This window comes from Pseudomonas sp. GM24, from assembly GCF_000282235.1.
Lineage (GTDB): Bacteria > Pseudomonadota > Gammaproteobacteria > Pseudomonadales > Pseudomonadaceae > Aquipseudomonas.
Genome location: NZ_AKJR01000098.1, coordinates 1 through 19,724 on the forward strand (window position 1 = coordinate 1; position 19,724 = coordinate 19,724).

The window sequence follows — 19,724 nt, forward strand, 5'->3', positions numbered from 1 at the left end:
CGATCGCGGCCCGAGCGTTGCGCAGTTCCTACATTTGAAATGCGTTCCCCTGTAGGAGCTGCCGAAGGCTGCGATCTTTTAGGGCATCACCCTTTTCCGTTATTACTCGGACTTGCCCACATCTGCTGTGCACCCGACTGTGGATAACCTGAGTACATTCCGCTGTAACCCTTCTGTCACGTGGCTTTGCGCGGTTTGTTCACTTTTCGTTCAATTCACCCGACGAACTGAAAATTTCAAACAGAAACAGTCAGTTAGCGCGGTTTATCACCATTAGAAGAAAGCACCGCAGTGCTTATGCCCGGGTTTGCAGCTTGCGCACAATAACTGTGGAACAAGCTGTGGATAACCCGTTCATGGCTGGCGCAGTCGCAGGTGCTGCCTAGTCCACAGGGATTTGCTCGTTTTTTGATCAGTTGCCGACGGGCAAAACTGGAGCCCGATCAACGGCTTTGCTCTGAATTGGTGCCGTGAGCCCAGCCAATTTTGCAGGCAATGCTCTGCTTCAGGCACTCGCACACGCGGCCCGCTCGCGTTCCTGACTCAATGGCCAGGAAATTGCTTTATCCACAGGCACAACTCCAAGCAAGTCGAGCCTGCCATGCCAATCGCCCCTCTTACTTCGCGCCTGCAATTGCGCCATATCAGCAAACGCTACCCCGGTTGTCTGGCCAATGACGCCATCGACCTGAGCATCGCGCCGGGGGAAATCCATGCCCTGCTCGGTGAAAACGGCGCGGGCAAAAGTACCTTGATGAAAATTATCTACGGCGTCACCCAGGCCGATGCCGGCGAGATGCTCTGGCAAGGTCAGCCGGTGAATATCCGCAACCCGGCACAGGCGCGGCAGTTGGGCATCGGCATGGTGTTCCAGCATTTTTCGCTGTTCGAAACCCTCAGCGTGGCGCAGAACATTGCCTTGGCAATGGGCGCTGCGGCCGGCACACCGAAACAACTGGAACCGAAAATTCGTGAAGTGTCGCGCCGTTATGGCATGGCGCTGGAACCGGAAAGACTTGTCCACAGCCTGTCGATCGGCGAGCGGCAACGAGTGGAGATTATTCGCTGCCTGATGCAGGACATTCGTCTGCTGATCCTCGATGAGCCGACTTCGGTACTGACACCGCAGGAGGCCGACGAGTTGTTCATCACCCTGCGCCGCCTCGCTGCCGAAGGCTGCAGCATTCTGTTTATCAGCCACAAGCTTGGTGAAGTGCGCGCGTTGTGTCATAGCGCAACGGTTCTGCGCGGCGGGCGTGTCGCCGGACATTGCGTGCCTGCCGAATGTTCGGATCAACAGTTGGCGCAGATGATGGTGGGCGAAGCGGCGGCGTTGATTGGCGATTATCCGAAGGTCAGCGGCGGCGCGGCGTTTTTGCGGGTGAGCGGATTGAGTTGGCACAACCCGGATCCGTTTGGCTGCTCGCTGAAAGACATCGACCTGGAAGTGCGCAGCGGTGAAATCGTCGGCATCGCCGGGGTCGCCGGTAATGGTCAGGATGAGTTGCTCGCCCTGCTCAGTGGCGAGCAAACCCTGCCCCGCGCCGAAACTGCGACCATTCGATTTGCCGAGCAAAACGTCGCCGATTTACGCCCGGATTCACGGCGCAAACTGGGTTTGGCATTCGTGCCTGCCGAGCGTCTCGGCCACGGCGCAGTACCGGAATTGAGTCTGGCCGATAACGCTCTGCTTACCGCGTTCCAACAAGGCTTGGTCAGCCACGGTTTGATCGAACGCGGCAAAGTCGAAGCCCTCGCCCGACAGATCATTCAGCGCTTCGGCGTAAAAACCCCGGACACGCAAACCGCTGCGCGCAGCCTGTCCGGCGGCAACCTGCAGAAATTCATCCTCGGCCGGGAAATCCTCCAGCAACCGAAACTGCTGATCGCTGCGCACCCGACCTGGGGCGTCGACGTCGGCGCCGCCGCGACCATCCACCGCGCATTGATCGCTTTGCGCGATGCCGGCGCGGCGATTCTGGTGATTTCCGAAGACCTCGACGAACTGTTCCAGATCAGCGACCGCCTCGGCGCGTTGTGCGGTGGACGTTTGTCGGCGTTGCACAACACCATCGATACCCAACTCAGCGACGTCGGCGGCTGGATGGCCGGTCAGTTCGACCACGCCCCTTCAGCCGCCACGGTTTAACGGAGTTTCAAACATGCTGCTTTCCCTCGAACCCCGTGGCCAGCAATCGCGCCTGATGCTGTGGTGCTCGCCATTACTGGCGGCGGCGCTGACGCTCGGCTGCGGCTCGCTGCTGTTTATCGCCCTCGGCCACGACCCGCTGCAAACCTTGCACACGCTGCTGATCGCACCGGTCAGCGATTTGTATGGCGTCTCCGAATTGCTGGTCAAAGCGCTGCCGATTCTGCTTTGCGCACTGGGGTTGGCCGTGGCGTACCAGGCGCGAATCTGGAACATCGGCGCCGAAGGCCAATTGCTCCTCGGCGCGCTCGCCGGCAGTGCCTTGGCGGTGAACATCATCGGCATGCAAAGTCGTTGGGCGCTGGTATTTATTCTGCTCACCGGCACCGTCGCTGGTGCGGCGTGGGCCGGGCTGACCGCGTGGTTGCGCACGCGCTTCAATGCCAACGAAATCCTCACCAGCATCATGCTCAATTACATCGCGCTGAACTTGCTGCTGTTCTGCGTGCACGGGCCGCTGAAGGATCCGGCCGGCTTCAACTTTCCCGAGTCGGCGATGTTCGGCGACGCCAGCCGTTTGCCGTTGTTGATGGAGGATGGTCGCGTGCATGCCGGGGTGTATTTCGCCTTGCTCGCACTGGTCGCGGTGTGGGTGTTGTTACAGAAAAGCTTTGTCGGTTTTCAGATCAAAGTGCTTGGGTTGGACAAGCGTGCCGCAGGGTTTGTCGGCTTTCGCGAGAAGCGGTTGATCTGGCTGGCGCTGTTGATCAGTGGCGGCTTGGCCGGGCTTGCGGGTGTCTGCGAAGTCACCGGGCCGATTGGCCAGTTGGTGCCGCAGGTGTCCCCGGGTTACGGCTATGCGGCAATCACCGTGGCTTTTCTTGGGCGCCTGAATCCGATCGGGATTCTGTTTTCCAGCCTGTTGATGGCACTGCTGTACATCGGTGGCGAGAGTGCGCAGATGAGCCTGAATCTGCCGCAAGCGATCACCCAGTTATTCCAGGGAATGATGCTGTTTTTCCTGCTCGCCAGTGACGTGCTGATCCTCTATCGGCCACGCCTGAATCTGCGCTGGGTGAAGCGCACTTCGACCACCGCCGTAACTGCCGGAGCGCTGTGATGGATATCGATCTGTTGAGCAATATTTTCTACGCCATGGTGCGTTGCGGCACACCGCTGTTGCTGGTGGCGCTGGGGGAACTGATCTGCGAGAAGAGCGGCGTGCTCAATCTTGGGCAGGAAGGGATGATGTTGTTTGGCGCAGTGATCGGTTTTATCGTCGCGCTGAACAGCGGCAACCTGTGGCTTGGCGTGTTGCTGGCGATGCTCGCTGGGATGTTGCTGTCGTCGCTGTTTGCCTTGGTGGCGCTGGTGTTCAACGCCAATCAGGTGGCGACCGGTTTGGCCCTGACGATTTTTGGTGTCGGGCTGTCGACCTTTGTCGGCGCGGCCTGGGTGGGTAAACCGCTGGCAGGGTTTGAGCCGTTGGCGATTCCTTATCTGAGTGAGATTCCGCTGATCGGGCGGATGCTGTTTGCTCAGGACTTGCTGGTGTATCTGTCGTTCGCGCTGTTTGCGCTGGTGGCGTGGGTGATCATCAAAAGCCGTGTCGGGTTGATCATTCAGGCCGTAGGAGAGAGTCCGGATGCGGCCAGTGCGATGGGTTTGCCAGTGTTGACCGTGCGCACGTTGGCGGTGCTGTTTGGCGGAGCGATGGCCGGGTTGGCCGGGGCCTATCTGTCGCTGGCGTACACGCCGATGTGGGCGGAGAACATGACCGCCGGGCGTGGCTGGATCGCGTTGGCGCTGGTGGTGTTTGCCAGTTGGCGGGTGTGGCGGTTGTTGCTCGGGGCGTATCTGTTTGGCCTCGCCAGCATCCTGCATTTGGTGGCGCAGGGATTGGGGCTGGCGATTCCGTCGAGTTTGCTGGCGATGCTGCCGTATGTGGCGACGATTGTGGTGTTGGTGCTGTTGTCACGCGATGCACTGCGTACGCGGTTGTATGCGCCGGTTTCGCTTGGGCAGCCTTGGCAGTCAGGGCATTGATGTAGTGATTTCAATGGCCCTATCGCTGGCAAGCCAGCTCCCACAGGTTCAGTGCTGATCACAAATTTTGCGCACTACTCGGACACTGTGGGAGCTGGCTTGCCAGCGATGAGGCCCTCACAGGCAACACCTGAGCAACGCCCCACGCCAGTTCGAAGACCAGAAAAACCAGCAAAATCGAACTGGCGCCGTGGAGCAAGGCATACGCCTGCCAAGCCGCAAACAGAAACCGCGCCACCGCGTCATAGCGTCCATAAAGCGCTTGCGGATCACGAATCCGCAGCACCGCCCACACGCACACCACCGAGCCCAGCAGATTCGCCATCAACAGGTGCACAGGCTCAAACGCCGGCAGTTCACCGGGCAAATTCAGCGCGGTCAAAAACCCATGCAAAGCGGCAAAACTCCACGGCGTGGCAAACGCCGCCGTGACGAACAGGTCATACCAGGCACTGCCGCGCACCACGTTGCGATATTGCGTTGAAGTCCACATCATCCATGCTCCAGAAATTTGAGGAGCAACCACGGTAAAGCCTGGAGTATGCTCCAGGGTCAATAGCCCTTTTGAGAGCCCGCATGCGCATCGGTGAATTAGCCCAGGCCAGTGCCGTCAGCCGTGACACCCTGCGCTTCTACGAGCAGCGCGGGTTGATTGCGGCGCAGCGCAGCGCCAACGGTTATCGCGACTATCCGCCGGAGATGGTGCAACTGGTGCTCTATATCAAAACGGCGCAACGCCTGGGATTTACCCTCGGCGAGATCGGCAACAGCGTCGCCGCGTTGTGGAATGCCCCCAATCCTGACAACGCCGTGGCGCAGTTGCTGCGCGACAAACTGCAACTGATCGAAACCCGCATGTGCGAACTCGACGCGCTGCGTCAGGAGTTGCAACTTCGCCTCGGTCAGGCCTGTCCATTGAATCCATGATCCTCATTCATCAAGGAAGCCCATCATGTCTGCAAAAAACGCACTGATCATCGGCGCCTCCCGGGGCCTTGGCCTCGGTCTGGTGAAAACCCTGCTGGCCGACGGCTGGCAAGTCACCGCCACCGTGCGCAATCCGCAAAACGCCGAGGCGCTGCAAGCGCTGGGCAAAGTGCGGATCGAGAAGCTCGACATGGACGATCAGCAAGCGGTGATCGCTCTGAGTCAGCAGCTCAAAGGCGAAACCTTCGACCTGCTGTTCGTCAACGCCGGGGTCAAAGGCCCGGCCGATCAGACCCCGGGCGGCGCGACTCTGGCTGAAGTCGGTCAGCTGTTTTTCACCAACGCGGTGGCGCCGATCAATCTGGCGCAACGGTTTGTCGGGCAGATTCGTGACGGCAGCGGTGTGCTGGCGTTCATGAGTTCCGGGCTGGGCAGTGTGACGGTGCCGGACGCGCCGGAACTGGCGTTGTACAAGGCCAGCAAGGCTGCGCTGAACTCGATGACCAACAGTTTTGTCACGCAATTGGGCGAGCAGAAAATGACCGTGTTGTCGCTGCATCCGGGTTGGGTGAAGACCGATATGGGCGGCGAAGGGGCTGACCTTGATGTGGAAACCAGCACACGTGGATTGATTGATCAGGTGAATGCGTACACCGGCAAGGGCGGACATCACTTCATCAATTACAAGGGCGAAACGATTCCCTGGTAATTGATGATCCCCTGTAGGAGCTGCCGAAGGCTGCGATCTTTTGATTTTTTTAAGATCAAAAGATCGCAGCCTTCGGCAGCTCCTACAGGGGTTGTGTATTTTGGTGATGTTGTCCTGTCGGGTTGGGCTTGCCCGGCGTGGCAATTTGTTTGAAACTGCGCACCTCGTCCCCCGCGGCGACCCTGGATCAGCAGACAGGGCATCACTGAGCTGGCAACCCTGAACCCCATTTTCAGAGGAGCCGGCAACATGCCCGCGACCCGTACCTGGTTAAAAAATCCCCTCGCCATTTTCACTTCTAACGAGCTCGATGCCCGTGGCGGTCTTGTCGTGCAAGACGGTGTCATCGTCGAAGTCCTCGCCGCTGGCCAACAGCCGTCGGCGCCGTGCAATGCAGTGTTCGATGCCCGCGAGCATGTGATCCTGCCGGGCCTGATCAACACCCACCATCACTTCTATCAAACCCTCACCCGCGCCTGGGCGCCGGTGGTCAATCAGCCGTTGTTCCCATGGCTGAAAACCCTGTACCCGGTGTGGGCGCGCCTGACGCCTGAGAAACTCGCCCTCGCCAGCAAAGTCGCTTTGGCCGAGCTGCTGTTGTCGGGTTGCACCACTGCGGCCGACCACCACTACCTGTTCCCGGATGGCCTGGAAAACGCTATCGACGTGCAAGTCGAAAGCGTGCGGGAGCTGGGCATGCGCGCCATGCTCACTCGCGGCTCGATGAGCCTCGGCGAGAAGGACGGCGGTCTGCCGCCGCAGCAAACCGTGCAGGAAGGCCAGGTGATTCTCGACGACAGTCAGCGCCTGATTCACGAGTACCACGAACGTGGCGACGGCGCGCAGATCCAGATCGCCCTGGCGCCGTGCTCGCCGTTCTCGGTGACCCCGGAAATCATGTCGGCCAGCGCCGAACTGGCGAACAAGCTCGACGTGCGTCTGCACACGCACTTGGCGGAAACCCTCGACGAAGAGGATTTCTGCCTGCAGCGTTTCGGCCTGCGCACCGTCGATTATCTCGACAGCGTCGGCTGGCTCGGCCCGCGCACTTGGCTGGCCCACGGGATCCACTTCAACCCGGACGAAATCACTCGACTCGGCGAGGCGGGCACCGGTATTTGCCATTGCCCGAGCTCGAACATGCGTCTGGCTTCCGGCATCTGCCCGAGTATCGATCTGACTGACGCGGGTGCGTTGTTTGGTCTGGGCGTGGATGGGTCGGCGTCCAACGATGCGTCGAACATGATTCTCGAAGCGCGTCAGGCGCTGTACATCCAGCGTCTGCGTTACGGCGCCGAGAAGATCACCCCGGAACGCGTACTGGGCTGGGCGACCAAGGGTTCGGCGAGCTTGTTGGGCCGTACCGATATCGGTGAGATTGCCGTGGGCAAGCAGGCGGATCTGGCGTTGTTCAAGCTTGATGAGCTGCGCTTCTCGGGCAGCCATGATCCGATTTCCGCGTTGCTGTTGTGCGGCGCGGATCGTGCGGATCGGGTGATGATTGGTGGCAAGTGGCGTGTGGTCGATGGGCAGGTTGAAGGGCTTGATCTGAAAGGCCTGATCGCCGATCACAGCCAGGCGGCTCGGCAGCTGATCGCAGGTACCTGATCCCCCTCCCCATCTGATCGTTCCCACGCTCTGCGTGGGAATGCATCTCGGGACGCTCCGCGTCCCAGCGGCGGACGCAGAGCGTCCATGGCGGCATTCCCACGCGGAGCGTGGGAATGCATCTCGGGACGCTCCGCGTCCCAGCGGCGGACGCAGAGCGTCCATGGCGGCATTCCCACGCGGAGCGTGGGAACGATCAATCATCAGAGACCGAGCAGGGACAGCATGATGAAGGTCGCGAACAGCACGAAGTGCGTCATGCCTTCGATGGCATTTGTTTCGCCGTCATTCAAGTTGATCGCACTAACGATCAGCGTGATGAAGATCATCACCGTCTGCACCGGCGTCATCGCCATCTGAAACGGCTGGCCGGTGTACAGGGCCATCGCCTCCATCACCGGCACCGTCAGAATCACCGTCGACAGTGACGCGCCCATCGCAATGTTCACCACCGACTGCATGCGGTTGGCCAACGCTGCACGCAACGCGGTCAAAATCTCCGGCGCCGCGGAAATCGCCGCCACCAGAATCGCCGTGATCACCGGCGGTGCACCCGTGCCTTCCAGGCCCAGATCGAGGGTCTTCGACATTACCTCGGCGAGGGCGCCGATCACCACAATGCCAAACACCAGAATGCCGATCGACAGACCGATGCTCGGTGCTTTCGCCTGCGCGTCCTGCGGTTCTTTCTTACGGCGTTTGTCGGGGTAGCTGTAGCTGAAAAAGTAACTGTGCGGGCCGACCTGCATGCGCAGAAACAACGCGTAAAGCACGACCATCGCGCCGATGGTGAACGCTGAATAAATCTTCCAGTTGGCCTCGGGAATGAACTCCGGCACCACCATCGACACGCCCATGGCGGTGAGGATCATCACGCTGTAGCTGCGCGCGGAATCGTCGTTGTAAGACTGCTCGCCGTGCTTGATCCCGCCCATCAGCGCAGCGAGGCCGAGGATGCCGTTGATATCGAGCATCACTGCCGAATAGATCGTGTCGCGCACCAACGTGGGCGACGCTTCGTTGCTCATCATGATTGCCAGAATAACCACTTCGACCAGCACGGCCGCAAGTGTGAGGATCATCGTGCCGTAAGGGTCGCCGACTTTTTCCGCGAGCAATTCGGCGTGATGGGCGACGCGCATCGAGGCGGCGACGATGAAGGCGATCAGCACCAGACCGGCAGTCAGCGCGACGATCTGGCCGCTGTGCAGCATCCAGTGTTCCAACGGATAGGCAACGCACGCGGCGATAACTGCCAGCAGGAGAAAGCTTTCTTGCTTGAGGAGGGTGAGCATGGCGGGCCTTTTGCCGAAGAGAGCGAATGAGCTACTGACTGCGGAGCGGCGCTAACGTTTCGTTACACCTTAGCGCACCAAGCGATGGCGTGAACTCGCGGACTTGCACTGCGTTGGTCCTGGCGCTGAAAAGATCGCAGCCTTCGGCAGCTCCTACAGGTTGCGCATTCCCATGTAGGAGCTGCCGAAGGCTGCGATCTTTTTTGTTTGTTGTCCTGTTGGTCAGCAATTTGCATTGGCCCTGACCACACACAACAAAACGGAGCTCCAATTCATGCAAATACGTCCGCTGCACAAACTGCTGTGCGCCGCCCTCGGTCTGGGGATCAGCCTGAGCGCCAGCGCTGCCGATCCGCTGAAGGTCGGTTTCGTCTACATCGGCCCGATCGGTGACCACGGCTGGACGTATCAGCATGAACAGGGGCGCAAGGCACTCGCGGAGAAATTCGGCAATCAGATCACCACCAACTACGTCGAGAACGTCGCCGAAGGTGCCGACGCCGAACGGGTGATCCGCAACATGGCCAAGGACAAGTACGACCTGATCTTCACCACCTCTTTCGGCTACATGAACCCCACTGTCAAAGTCGCCAAGCAGTTTCCCAAGGTGACCTTCGAACACGCCACCGGCTACAAACAGGACAAGAACCTCGGCACCTATCTGGCGCGCACTTACGAAGGTCGCTACGTCGGCGGCTTCCTCGCAGCGAAGATGACCAAGACCAAAAAGATCGGTTACGTCGCCTCGTTCCCGATCCCCGAGGTGATCCGCGACATCAACGCGATTCAACTGGCCCTGAACAAGTACAACCCGGGCACCGAGATCAAAGTGGTGTGGGTCAACTCGTGGTTCGACCCGGGCAAGGAGGCCGACGCGGCCAACGCGCTGATCGATCAGGGCGTCGACGTGGTGTTCCAGCACACCGACAGCCCGGCGCCGATTCAGGCGGCTGAGCGTCGTGGCGTGTACGCGGTGGGTTATGCCTCGGACATGGCGCACTTCGGGCCAAAAGCGGTGCTGACCTCGATCGTCAACGACTGGGCGCCGCACTATATTCAGGCGACGCAAAGCGTGATCGACCACACCTGGAAATCCCAGGACTACTGGGGCGGGCTGAAGGAAGGCACGGTTGAACTGCCGATCAGTGACTTGGTGCCAGCGCCGGTGAAAGCCGAGGCCGAGCAACTCATTGCCGACATCAAGAGCGGTGCGTTGCAGCCGTTTACCGGGCCGATCAAGGATCAGGCCGGCGTGGAGAAAATCCCCGCAGGCGTGAGCGCGACGAATGCGGAGCTGGCGTCGATGAACTATTACGTTGAAGGCATGAAGGCTGAGATGCCGAAGTAATTTCAGTCATACCACCATCCCTTGTAGGAGTGAGCCTGCTCGCGATAGCGGTGGGTCATTCAGCAGAAGTGTCGCCTGATACACCGCTATCGCGAGCAGGCTCACTCCTACATTTGATCTTCAGCGCTCTCAAGGATTGTGTATGGATCAGCTTCCGATCATCGATATCAGCCCGCTCTACAGCGACGATGAAAACGCCTGGCCCGCCGTGGCCGGGCAAATCGACCACGCCTGCCGCGAGTGGGGCTTTTTCTACATCAAGGGTCACCCGATTTCGGCGCAACGCATCGACGCGGTGCTCGATCAGACTCAGCGTTTTTTTGCTCTGCCCGCAGCGGAAAAACTCAAGATCGACATCACCCAGACCCGCCACCATCGCGGCTACGGTGCGATCGCCACCGAGCAACTCGACCCGAGCAAACCCAGCGACCTCAAAGAAACCTTCGACATGGGCCTGCACCTGCCGGCCAACCATCCCGACGTACTCGCCGGAAAACCGTTGCGCGGGCCGAACCGTCATCCGGCGCAAACCGGCTGGGCCGAGTTGATGGAACAGCATTACCTCGACATGCAGGCTCTCGCCCAAACCCTGCTGCGGGCAATGACTCTCGCGCTGGGCATCGAGCGCGACTTCTTCGACAGCCGTTTCAACGACCCCGTCAGCGTCCTGCGCATGATCCATTACCCGCCGCGCCACACCGCCAGCTCCGCCGAGCAGCAAGGCGCCGGCGCGCACACCGATTACGGCTGCGTCACCCTGCTCTATCAGGACAGCGCCGGTGGCTTGCAAGTGAAGAATGTCAAAGGCGAATGGATCGACGCGCCACCGATTGAGGGCACTTTCGTGGTCAACCTCGGCGACATGATGGCGCGCTGGAGCAACGACCGTTATCGCTCGACGCCGCACCGCGTCATCAGTCCGCTCGGGGTCGATCGCTATTCGATGCCGTTCTTCGCCGAGCCGCACCCGGACACGCGCATCGAATGCCTGTCCGGTTGTCAGGACGCACAACACCCAGCGAAGTATCCGACCACCACCTGCGCCGAATTCCTGCTCTCGCGCTTCGCCGATACCTACGCTTATCGCCGTGAGCAGGAAGCCGTTTGATGGATCGCTTGGTCAGGTTTTGCCAATTGTTTCGGCGAGCATCTGTAGAATGCCGCCATTGCACCTGATGAGAAAAGAATATGTACGACTGGCTCAACGCCTTGCCCAAGGCTGAACTGCACCTGCACCTGGAAGGCTCGCTGGAGCCCGAGCTGCTGTTCGCCCTGGCCGAACGCAACAAGATCGCCCTGCCGTGGAACGACGTGGAAACCCTGCGCAAGGCTTACGCCTTCAACAACCTGCAGGAATTCCTCGACCTGTATTACCAAGGTGCCGACGTATTGCGCACCTCGCAGGACTTCTACGACCTGACCTGGGCCTACCTGCTGCGCTGCAAAGCACAGAACGTCATTCACACTGAACCGTTCTTCGACCCGCAGACCCACACCGACCGGGGCATCCCGTTCGAAGTGGTGCTCAACGGCATCGCCGCGGCACTCAAGGATGGCGAGCAACAACTGGGCATCACCAGCGGTTTGATCCTCAGTTTCCTGCGCCACCTCAGCGAAGAACAAGCCGAGAAAACTCTCGATCAAGCGCTGCCGTTCCGTGATGCGTTTGTCGCGGTCGGCCTCGACAGCTCCGAGATGGGCCACCCGCCGAGCAAGTTCCAGCGCGTGTTCGACCGTGCCCGCCACGAAGGCTTCCTGACCGTCGCCCACGCTGGCGAAGAAGGCCCGCCGGAGTACATCTGGGAGGCCATCGACCTGCTGAAAATCCAGCGTATCGACCATGGCGTACGCGCCATCGAAGACGAGCGCCTGATGCAGCGGATCATCGACGAGCAGATCCCGCTGACCGTGTGCCCGCTGTCGAATACCAAGCTTTGCGTGTTCGATCACATGTCGCAGCACAACATCCTCGACATGCTCGAGCGTGGCGTGAAGGTCACGGTGAACTCCGATGACCCGGCGTACTTTGGTGGTTATGTGACCGAGAACTTCTACGCGCTGCATGAGCATTTGGGCATGACCCAGGATCAGGCCAAACGCCTGGCGCAGAACAGCCTGGATGCGCGACTGGTAAAGCCATAAGCAACACCGCAAAACCTTTGTAGGCCTTCGCCTGCTCGCGATAGCAGGGTGTCAGCTAAAAAATCTATATCTGACACTCCGCTATCGCGAGCAGGCGAAGGCCTACATTGGATCGGTGTTAGCCGATAGATTGGGTTTCAGTCAGCTCCTCCAGGGTTTTCCCGCGCGTCTCCATCCCGAACAGCCACACCACCCCCGCCGCTATCGCAAAGCACGCCGCGCCCAGCGCAAACACCCCGCCCTGCCCGGTAATCGGGAACACCAGCCCGGTCACCAACGGCCCGAGCAGCGACCCCACGCGGCCAATTGCCGAGGCGAAGCCCGAACCGGTTGCCCGTGCCGACGTCGGATACAACTCCGGCGTGTAGGTGTAGAGCACCGCCCACATACCGAACAGGAAAAACTGCATCAACAGCCCGGTGCTGATCAGCAGCGCAACGTTGCCGCCAAACACCGCGCTCTGCCCATACAGAAACGCCATCACCCCGCCGCCGAGCAACGTGACGATGCACACCGGTTTACGCCCCCAGCGCTCGACCAGCCACGCCGCCATCAGAAACCCGGGAATCCCGCCCAGGGAAATCAGCACCGTGTAATACACCGACTGCGTCACTGCGAAACCCGACTGTTGCAGCAGCGCACTGAGCCACGACGTCAGCCCGTAAAAGCCAAGCAGCGCAAAGAACCACAGACTCCAGATCATTGTGGTGCGCTGGCGATACTGCGGCGACCAGATCTGTTTGAGCGCCGAAAAGAAGTTGCCCGGCGGCGTCACAGTGCGCGGCAAACGAATCGGTTCCGGCAGCGCCGCACCGCCCAGCGAGTTGCGCACCCGCGCCTCGATGCCGTTCAACACCTTGTCCGCAGCGTCATCGCGCCCCGCCTGTTCCAGCCAGCGCGGTGACTCGGGAATGAAAAAGCGGATCGCCAGCACAAACACTGCCGGCACGGCCAACACCAGAAAGATGTCGCGCCAGCCAATCAGTGGCAGCAGAAAGTAGGACAGCACGCCAGCAGCGACGAAGCCGAGCGGCCAGAAGCCGTCCATCAACGCGATGTAACGACCGCGACGTTGCGCCGGAATCAGCTCGGACAACATCGACTGGGCGATGGGAAACTCCATGCCCATGCCGATCCCCAACAGGATGCGGAACAGTGTCAGCGTCTCGACCGTTTGCGCCGTCGAGCACAGATAACTGGCCACGCCCCACAGCACGATGCTCCACTGAAACACCGGTTTGCGCCCGAAGCGGTCGGCGAGCATGCCCGACAGCGACGCTCCCAGCACCATGCCGAAGAAGCTCGAACTGGCGAGCAGCCCCGCTTGCGCACTGCTCAGGCCGAACTCGGCTTTGATCGAGCCGAGCAGGAACGTCATCATCGCCAGGTCCATGGAGTCGAAGAAAAACGCCAGAGCAATAATGATGAAAATGATCCGGTGATAACCGCTTATTGGCAGTCGCTCCAAGCGTTCCGCCGCGCTGTAGCCGTGTGTGTCCATGCCGCCTCCCCCGATCCGAAATATCCCCGGATCGAGTGTGCGCGATAGCGCTCAGGCGTTGCTGCTGGATGCGACCTGTTCGCAGTCGTGGACGACGCCAGAAGTGCTGACGTCGAATGCGAGTGCTCTACAACGCCATTTCCAGTTCGGTTTCCTTGGCGAAGCGGTGCAGTTCCCGTTGGCCAGTGGCCGTCAATTGCAAGGCTCTGGAATCGTTGGGCAGGGTCAGCCAACCGGACTGCATGAACAACTGCAGCAACGCGGCACCCAGTGAGCCTCCCATGTGCGGACGACGCTCGCTCCAGTCCGGACAGGCACACGCCACTTGTACGTTGCGATGGGCCAACGCTTGAATGAACACACCGCGCCCAGCCAACAATTTCGCCCCCTTGTGGGTCACCACGACGCGTTGCTCAAGCTGTTCGATCCAACCGGCATCAAGCAGCCGCTGATACAGATCCGCCGCCAGCGTACCGCCCAGATGGTCATCGCAAAAACGCGCACGCAACAGTGAGGACGGCGCGGTCTGCGGTTTGGCCATGGGGGTGGTGCGTTTGAATACCTCGGGAATGTCCCTTGGAGCACTGGCAATGGTAGCGCTGGCCAACGCTTCTATTGCAGCGCCGACCTCCGGTGCCGAGAGACGGAAAAACCGTTTGCGACCGCGGACTTCGACCTTCAACAGACCACCCGTGGAAAGCCGCGCCAAGTGCGCGCTGGCCGACGACGGCGACAGCCCTGCCAGTAGCGCAAGCTCCTCGGTTTGCCGGGCCGAGCCATCCATCAACGCCCACATCATCGCGCTGCGCTTGGGGTCGGCCAGCAACGTGGCGATCTGGCTGATGCAAGGTGCATGTTCCATGTGTTCACTCCCTGTTGAATCGTATCGTCTACTGCTCGGAGACATCTTGGCCGGTAATGAGTCATCGGCCAAGACGCGAAAATCGCCATGAACCGGGACAAGGCAGGCCAGTGACGCAACCTGCTCCAGCACAGAACCCGCAGCAGTTGCGCGACCATCACTCGAATACTGGCGACGCGGTGCGAGGGTCTCCGGGCCGGGGTGTCGGTGCTGGCATGAGGCGGGCGCTAGTATAAGCGGGTTAGCTCCCGCGTCCCGCGCCGGGGCCTGCGCAGGTGGTGATTGTTCCTGACAGAAATTTCTCTATTTACCTGCGACTAATGATCAACTTCCGAAAAAGCGGGAAATTGACTACTCAAATCAGCGCATCGGCTGGCGAGCATTTCCCGCAGAAGGTTCACCGGCTTACTCAATTGAGCGCGATGGGCGCACAACAAATTCAGCGGTGCGCGCTCACACAACAACTCCGGCAGCAGCACTTTGAGACGCCCGGCGAGCACATCGGCGCCCACGTCCAGCCACGACTTGTAGGCAATTCCGGCGCCGGCCACCGCCCACAGGCGCACCACGTCGGCGTCATCGCTGAAACGGTCACCACTGACGGTCAGGCCGACTTCACGTTTGCCGTCATGAAAACTCCAATGGTCATGCACCCGACTGCCGAGCATGTACAGCAGGCAGTTGTGCTGGGCCAGTTGTTCGAGCTGGCGCGGTTCGCCGTGCCGGGCCAGATACGCCGGCGAGGCACACAGCACACGACGGTTATGCGGGGCGATGGGCAAGGCGACCAGGCTTGAGTCTTCCGGTTCGCCATAACGCAAGGCGATGTCTACCGGTTGGCGGAATAGGTCAGCAATGCGGTCGCCGAGCAGCAAACGCACGGTCAGCTTCGGGTGTTCGCGCTGGAACGCGTCGAGCCATGGCAGCAACAGATTGCGGCCGAAGTCCGAAGGTGCCGACAACTGCAAGACCCCACTGACCTGATCCTGGCCGCTGGCCAGCAAGCGCCGGCCTTCATCGAGATTGCTCAACGCCGCGCGGGCGTATTCGAGAAAGCCTTCACCTTCGGCCGTCAGACGCAAACTGCGGGTCGAACGCGCGAGCAACCGCGCGCCGAGTTGCTGTTCGATCCGTTTCAACGCCGCACTGGCCACGGCCGCAGACATGTCCATTACCCGCGCTGCCGCCGACAGACTGCCCAGATCCGCCGCCCGGACAAACAACTGCAAGTCATCGAAACGCAGCATGATCAGCCTCGATTATCAAAAAAATATTGAAAGAGACTGCTCTTTTAGCCGGTTTTATCTCGCAGAGAAATAGCCAATCATCACTCCATCGCATTCATCCCGCTTCTCTGGAGCCGAGCATGTCCCAGCCTTTCACCGCTATCGCCACCCTGATTGCCAAACCCGGTCAACAGGATCTTCTCGAACAGGGCTTGCGCGCCCTGGTTGAACCGAGCCGCGCCGAACACGGTTGCAGCCAGTACGACCTGCACCGCGACCTCACCGACCCGCAGGTGTTTTATGTGATCGAACACTGGGCCAGCGAAGCGATTCTTGAGGCGCACAACAACAGCGCGCACTTTCAGAACTTCCAGGCCACTGCCGGCCACACCATCGAACACTTCCAGCTCAAGCGCCTTGGCGTGATTGCCTGATCTTCTTCTATTAACTGTACGGAGCCCTTCATGAAAGCCATTGCCTATTACGCTTCCCTGCCGATCAGCGACGCCAAATCCCTGCAAGACATCGAACTGCCAGAACCGGTCGCCGGCCCGCGCGACCTGCTGGTGGAAGTCAAAGCCATTTCGGTCAACCCGGTCGACACCAAAGTGCGGCAGAACGTGGCACCGGAAAACGCTGCAGCGAAAGTGCTGGGCTGGGACGTCGCCGGTGTGGTCAAGGCTGTCGGCAGCGAAGTGACGCTGTTCAAGGCTGGCGACAAGGTTTTCTACGCCGGCTCCATCGCCCGTGCCGGCGGCAACAGTGAACTGCACGTGGTCGATGAGCGCATCGTCGGCCATATGCCGAAATCTCTCGGGTTTGCCGAAGCTGCCGCACTGCCGCTGACCGCGATCACCGCATGGGAATTGCTGTTCGAACGCTTGCAAATCCGCGAAGGCAAAACCAACGAAGATCAGAGTTTGCTGATCGTTGGCGCGGCCGGCGGGGTTGGCTCAATCCTCACGCAATTGGCCAGGCAACTGACCGGCCTGAAAGTCATCGGCACCGCATCCCGTGAGCAAACCCGTGACTGGGTCAAACAACTGGGCGCCGACCTCGTCATCGATCACAGCCAGCCGCTGAGCGAAGAGCTCAAGCGCGCCGGGATCGACAGCGTGACCCACGTCGCCAGCCTGACCCAGACCGAACAGCACCTCGATCAACTGGTCGAAGCGCTGGCGCCGCAAGGCAAACTGGCACTGATCGACGATCCGAAGTCGCTGGACGTGAGCAAACTCAAGCGCAAGAGCCTGTCGCTGCACTGGGAGTTCATGTACACCCGCTCGCTGTTCGAGACGCCGGACATGATCGAACAGCACAAACTGCTTAACCGCGTGGCGCAGCTGATTGATGCCGGGACGTTGAAGACCACGGTGGGCGAGCACTTCGGCACGATCAACGCGGCGAACCTGCGTCGTGCTCATGAGCTGCTGGAAAGTGGCAAAGCCAAGGGGAAAATTGTTTTAGAAGGTTTCTAAAAAACCGCACAGCGCAGCCTTCGCCGAACCTAGAGCGGTCGGCGGGGCTGCGCTGTTTTTTGCCGTCAGTCCGATGCTTGACCGTTGTCACAATTGCGATCGTATTCAGGTCTACAATCGAAGCCTCTGCGATACATCTTTTACGCAAGGGAGGTCAGCAATGAAGATCCTGATAAAAGAAGTGGCAAAGTCTCAATGGCAGGTTCGCCTGGACCAACACGCCGTGACATTCCGCAGTGAAGCCGAAGCACTGGCCTTCACCCGCACCCTCGAAGCGCGACTGTGCGCGCCCCATCAGATTCCCGACCGCAGCCAGCAGCGCGCTGCCGGCTGAGGCTGTTTTATGCCTCGGCCTGAGCTTGCGCCAGTGCCCGGGCATTCTGCAGACGGCGGGTGAGCAGCGCCACGCACACCACCAGCAAACCGCACAGGCTGATAACAATCGCCATCGGCACGGCTGTGCCGTCGTGCAACACCCCCACCAGTGCCGAAGCGCCGGCGGCGACGCTGAATTGCATGCAGCCGAGCAGCGCCGAGGCACTGCCGGCGCGCGCACCCTGGCCGTTCATCGCGCAGGCAGCGGCGTTGGGGCTGATGCAGCCCAGGCTCGACACGCAGATGAACAGTGGAATCAGCAGCGGCCACAAGGACTCGGTATGCATTGCGCTGACCGCGAGCAGCGCCAGCCCGGCAGCGAAATACACCCACACTGCCCTCGACAGCAGGAACGCCGGGCCGCGTTTGGCCAACATCCGCGCATTGACCTGCGCCACCAGAATGAAGCCCGCCGCATTGGTACCGAACAGCCAGCCGAAATGTTCGGCCGGGACGCCATACAACTTGATGAAGATAAACGGCGAGCCGGCGATGTAGGCAAACATCCCGGCGATGGCGATGCCACCGGTCAGGGCATGACCGAGGTAAACCCGATCCTTGAGCAAGCGCCCGTACTGGCGCAGGGCGCCGGACAACGGCTGGCGCGGCATGTGCGCCGGCATACTTTCCGGCAGCCCCAGCGCCACGGCCAAACCGGCCAAGGCACTGAACCCGGTCAGCACAAGGAAGATCGACTGCCAGCCTGTGGTGTTGACCAGCAGACCGCCGAGCATCGGCGCCAGAATTGGCGCCAGGCCCATCACCAGCATCAATTGCGAGAAGACTTTCGCCGAACCCACCGCGTCGCACTTGTCGCTGACCACCGCCCGGGAAATCACCATCCCCGCACAACCGCCCAACGCCTGGACGAAACGTGCGCCGATCAGCCATTCCAGGTTCGGCGCATAAGCGCAGGCGAGCGATGCCAGGGTGAACAGCGTAAGCCCGACGAGTAACGGGATGCGTCGGCCGAAGCGATCCGCCACCGGCCCATAAGCCAGTTGGCCGATCGACAACCCGGCGAAATATGCCGCCAGCGTCATCTGCACGTGTTTCTCGTCGGTGCCGAACGCCAGCGCCATCGAGGGGAATGCGGGTAAATAGAAGTCGATGGCCAAGGGCCCGAAGGCGGTCAAGGCACCGAGAATCAGAATGGTACGGAAGTTCATCAGGCATCCAGGTTGCAAGTCGGCAGCCCGACAGTCTAGCCGCGCCCGGACGCCTTGAACATTCCGATAGCTCGCTAACGATCAATTTCAGACGAGCTTCACCTCATATCCCTCTTCGCGAATCGCTTCGATGACCTGATCAGCACTCATGGCGCTTTCGACGCCGACCTCTTTCGCCGCCAGATCGACCCGCACGCTGGCCGCCGGATCCTTGGCCTGCACGGCGTTGGTGATGGCTTTGACGCAGTGACCGCAGGACATGCCTTGAACGTTGAACACTTGCATGGAATGACTCCTTTGAGTGAGGTTGCCGCCACTTTCGAGCTTGCCACGATGGCAAGGTCAAGTTCTTCAATAAACTGCCGGGCTGGCAATCGGCGCCGCGCTCGGCCAAGCTGCGTACATCAATGACTCGATTCAGGAGATTCAGCCATGCGCTGGTCAGCTTTCAGCCTGTTTGGCTTTCTCGGCCTTTTTGCCGCCGTCCCTCAGGTGCAAGCCGCCGGCGAGGACTATGCGGTGCTGATCATTTCCCGCGAGCGTCTGGAAGTGTCGACCTCGTGTGAGATCGGCGTGTACATCCAGGATCAGCTCTCGGCGCGGTTGCTGCAGGAGCAAAGCATTTCCTTCAACCTGCCGCCAGGCACCGTCTCGCTGCGCTTGAAGTTGCTGCCGGGACAAGTCGCCGGTTGCAATCCGGGGATGCTCGCGCCGGGGTCGCAGGAGATCAAATTGCATGCCGGTGATGTGCTGAAGTATCGGTTGGCGATGAATTCCGAAGGCGTCTACTTGAAGCCTGCGGCTCTCGAATACTGAGTCGCTAGCCAAAAGATCGCAGCCTTCGGCAGCTCCTACAGGGATTGCATTCCAATGTAGGAGCTGCCGAAGG

The 19,724-nt window shown here is 60.4% G+C and carries 20 protein-coding genes; 13 read left to right on the top strand and 7 right to left on the bottom strand.

Features of this window, described 5'->3' with window-relative positions:
* Window positions 1-601: 601 nt before the first annotated feature.
* Genes PMI23_RS13400 through PMI23_RS13410 form a run of 3 tightly spaced genes read left to right on the top strand, consistent with a single transcriptional unit; the run spans window position 602 to window position 4,195 of the window.
* Complete coding sequence (locus tag PMI23_RS13400) at window positions 602-2,149, top strand: ABC transporter ATP-binding protein (RefSeq protein ID WP_007914716.1); 1,548 nt, start codon at window positions 602-604, stop codon at window positions 2,147-2,149.
* Window positions 2,150-2,162: 13 nt separating this feature from the next.
* A complete protein-coding gene (locus tag PMI23_RS13405) occupies window positions 2,163-3,269 on the top strand; it encodes an ABC transporter permease (RefSeq protein ID WP_007914714.1) in 1,107 nt (368 codons plus the stop codon).
* Window positions 3,269-4,195, top strand: coding sequence for an ABC transporter permease (locus tag PMI23_RS13410; RefSeq protein ID WP_007914711.1), 927 nt, complete (start codon window positions 3,269-3,271; stop codon window positions 4,193-4,195). The genes PMI23_RS13405 and PMI23_RS13410 overlap by 1 nt, the downstream gene beginning before the upstream one ends.
* A 58-nt stretch (window positions 4,196-4,253) precedes the next feature.
* On the opposite strand, the gene PMI23_RS13415 is transcribed toward PMI23_RS13410, so the two are convergent.
* Entirely contained in the window at window positions 4,254-4,688 is a 435-nt protein-coding gene (locus PMI23_RS13415) for a hypothetical protein (RefSeq protein WP_007914709.1), read from the bottom strand.
* Between the two features lie 83 nt (window positions 4,689-4,771).
* Between PMI23_RS13415 and PMI23_RS13420 the strand changes: the two genes are divergently transcribed.
* From PMI23_RS13420 to PMI23_RS13430, 3 genes are all read left to right on the top strand, one after another.
* Complete coding sequence (locus PMI23_RS13420; RefSeq protein WP_007914707.1) at window positions 4,772-5,122, top strand: MerR family transcriptional regulator; 351 nt, start codon at window positions 4,772-4,774, stop codon at window positions 5,120-5,122.
* 22 nt (window positions 5,123-5,144) lie between these two features.
* Window positions 5,145-5,831 carry an SDR family oxidoreductase gene (locus PMI23_RS13425; RefSeq protein WP_086935984.1) on the top strand — a complete coding sequence of 229 codons (687 nt, stop codon included), beginning with the start codon at window positions 5,145-5,147 and terminating at the stop codon, window positions 5,829-5,831.
* 249 nt (window positions 5,832-6,080) lie between these two features.
* The gene (locus PMI23_RS13430) at window positions 6,081-7,439 is read left to right on the top strand and encodes an 8-oxoguanine deaminase (RefSeq protein ID WP_007914703.1); all 1,359 of its coding nucleotides are present in this window, start codon (window positions 6,081-6,083) and stop codon (window positions 7,437-7,439) included.
* Between the two features lie 203 nt (window positions 7,440-7,642).
* Here the strand turns inward: PMI23_RS13430 and PMI23_RS13435 are convergent, their stop codons facing one another.
* Window positions 7,643-8,734 (bottom strand): calcium:proton antiporter, encoded by a 1,092-nt coding sequence (locus PMI23_RS13435; RefSeq protein ID WP_007914697.1) that lies wholly within the window; start codon window positions 8,732-8,734, stop codon window positions 7,643-7,645.
* A gap of 274 nt (window positions 8,735-9,008) precedes the next feature.
* Here PMI23_RS13435 and PMI23_RS13440 point away from each other — a divergent pair, with 274 nt between their 5' ends.
* The 3 genes from PMI23_RS13440 to PMI23_RS13450 all read left to right on the top strand — a co-directional run bounded on the left by PMI23_RS13440 (window position 9,009) and on the right by PMI23_RS13450 (window position 12,224).
* Window positions 9,009-10,082 carry a BMP family ABC transporter substrate-binding protein gene (locus PMI23_RS13440; RefSeq protein WP_007914696.1) on the top strand — a complete coding sequence of 358 codons (1,074 nt, stop codon included), beginning with the start codon at window positions 9,009-9,011 and terminating at the stop codon, window positions 10,080-10,082.
* A gap of 142 nt (window positions 10,083-10,224) precedes the next feature.
* A complete protein-coding gene (locus PMI23_RS13445; protein ID WP_007914695.1) occupies window positions 10,225-11,190 on the top strand; it encodes a 2-oxoglutarate and iron-dependent oxygenase domain-containing protein in 966 nt (321 codons plus the stop codon).
* An 80-nt stretch (window positions 11,191-11,270) separates the two neighbouring features.
* Window positions 11,271-12,224 (top strand): adenosine deaminase, encoded by a 954-nt coding sequence (locus PMI23_RS13450; protein ID WP_007914694.1) that lies wholly within the window; start codon window positions 11,271-11,273, stop codon window positions 12,222-12,224.
* Window positions 12,225-12,342: 118 nt separating this feature from the next.
* Here PMI23_RS13450 and PMI23_RS13455 read toward each other — a convergent pair whose 3' ends face one another.
* From PMI23_RS13455 to PMI23_RS13465, 3 genes are all read right to left on the bottom strand, one after another.
* A complete protein-coding gene (locus tag PMI23_RS13455; RefSeq protein WP_007914693.1) occupies window positions 12,343-13,725 on the bottom strand; it encodes an MFS transporter in 1,383 nt (460 codons plus the stop codon).
* Between the two features lie 127 nt (window positions 13,726-13,852).
* Entirely contained in the window at window positions 13,853-14,587 is a 735-nt protein-coding gene (locus tag PMI23_RS13460) for an ArsR/SmtB family transcription factor (RefSeq protein ID WP_007914692.1), read from the bottom strand.
* Between the two features lie 317 nt (window positions 14,588-14,904).
* Window positions 14,905-15,834: a LysR family transcriptional regulator gene (locus PMI23_RS13465; protein WP_007914691.1), complete on the bottom strand. Its 930-nt coding sequence runs from the start codon at window positions 15,832-15,834 to the stop codon at window positions 14,905-14,907.
* 119 nt (window positions 15,835-15,953) lie between these two features.
* On the opposite strand from PMI23_RS13465, the gene PMI23_RS13470 reads away from it, so the two are divergent.
* The 3 genes from PMI23_RS13470 to PMI23_RS29865 all read left to right on the top strand — a co-directional run bounded on the left by PMI23_RS13470 (window position 15,954) and on the right by PMI23_RS29865 (window position 17,625).
* The gene (locus PMI23_RS13470; protein WP_007914690.1) at window positions 15,954-16,247 is read left to right on the top strand and encodes a putative quinol monooxygenase; all 294 of its coding nucleotides are present in this window, start codon (window positions 15,954-15,956) and stop codon (window positions 16,245-16,247) included.
* Window positions 16,248-16,277: 30 nt separating this feature from the next.
* Window positions 16,278-17,291 (top strand): zinc-binding alcohol dehydrogenase family protein, encoded by a 1,014-nt coding sequence (locus PMI23_RS13475; protein WP_007914689.1) that lies wholly within the window; start codon window positions 16,278-16,280, stop codon window positions 17,289-17,291.
* Between the two features lie 160 nt (window positions 17,292-17,451).
* Window positions 17,452-17,625: a hypothetical protein gene (locus PMI23_RS29865; protein WP_007914687.1), complete on the top strand. Its 174-nt coding sequence runs from the start codon at window positions 17,452-17,454 to the stop codon at window positions 17,623-17,625.
* A gap of 7 nt (window positions 17,626-17,632) precedes the next feature.
* Here the strand turns inward: PMI23_RS29865 and PMI23_RS13480 are convergent, their stop codons facing one another.
* On the bottom strand, window positions 17,633-18,835 hold the full coding sequence (locus tag PMI23_RS13480) for a multidrug effflux MFS transporter (protein ID WP_007914685.1): 1,203 nt from the start codon (window positions 18,833-18,835) through the stop codon (window positions 17,633-17,635).
* A gap of 87 nt (window positions 18,836-18,922) precedes the next feature.
* Window positions 18,923-19,120, bottom strand: a complete 198-nt coding sequence (locus PMI23_RS13485) for a cation transporter (RefSeq protein ID WP_007914683.1) — start codon at window positions 19,118-19,120, stop codon at window positions 18,923-18,925.
* Between the two features lie 147 nt (window positions 19,121-19,267).
* On the opposite strand from PMI23_RS13485, the gene PMI23_RS13490 reads away from it, so the two are divergent.
* Window positions 19,268-19,651, top strand: coding sequence for a hypothetical protein (locus PMI23_RS13490; protein ID WP_007914681.1), 384 nt, complete (start codon window positions 19,268-19,270; stop codon window positions 19,649-19,651).
* Window positions 19,652-19,724: the final 73 nt, after the last annotated feature.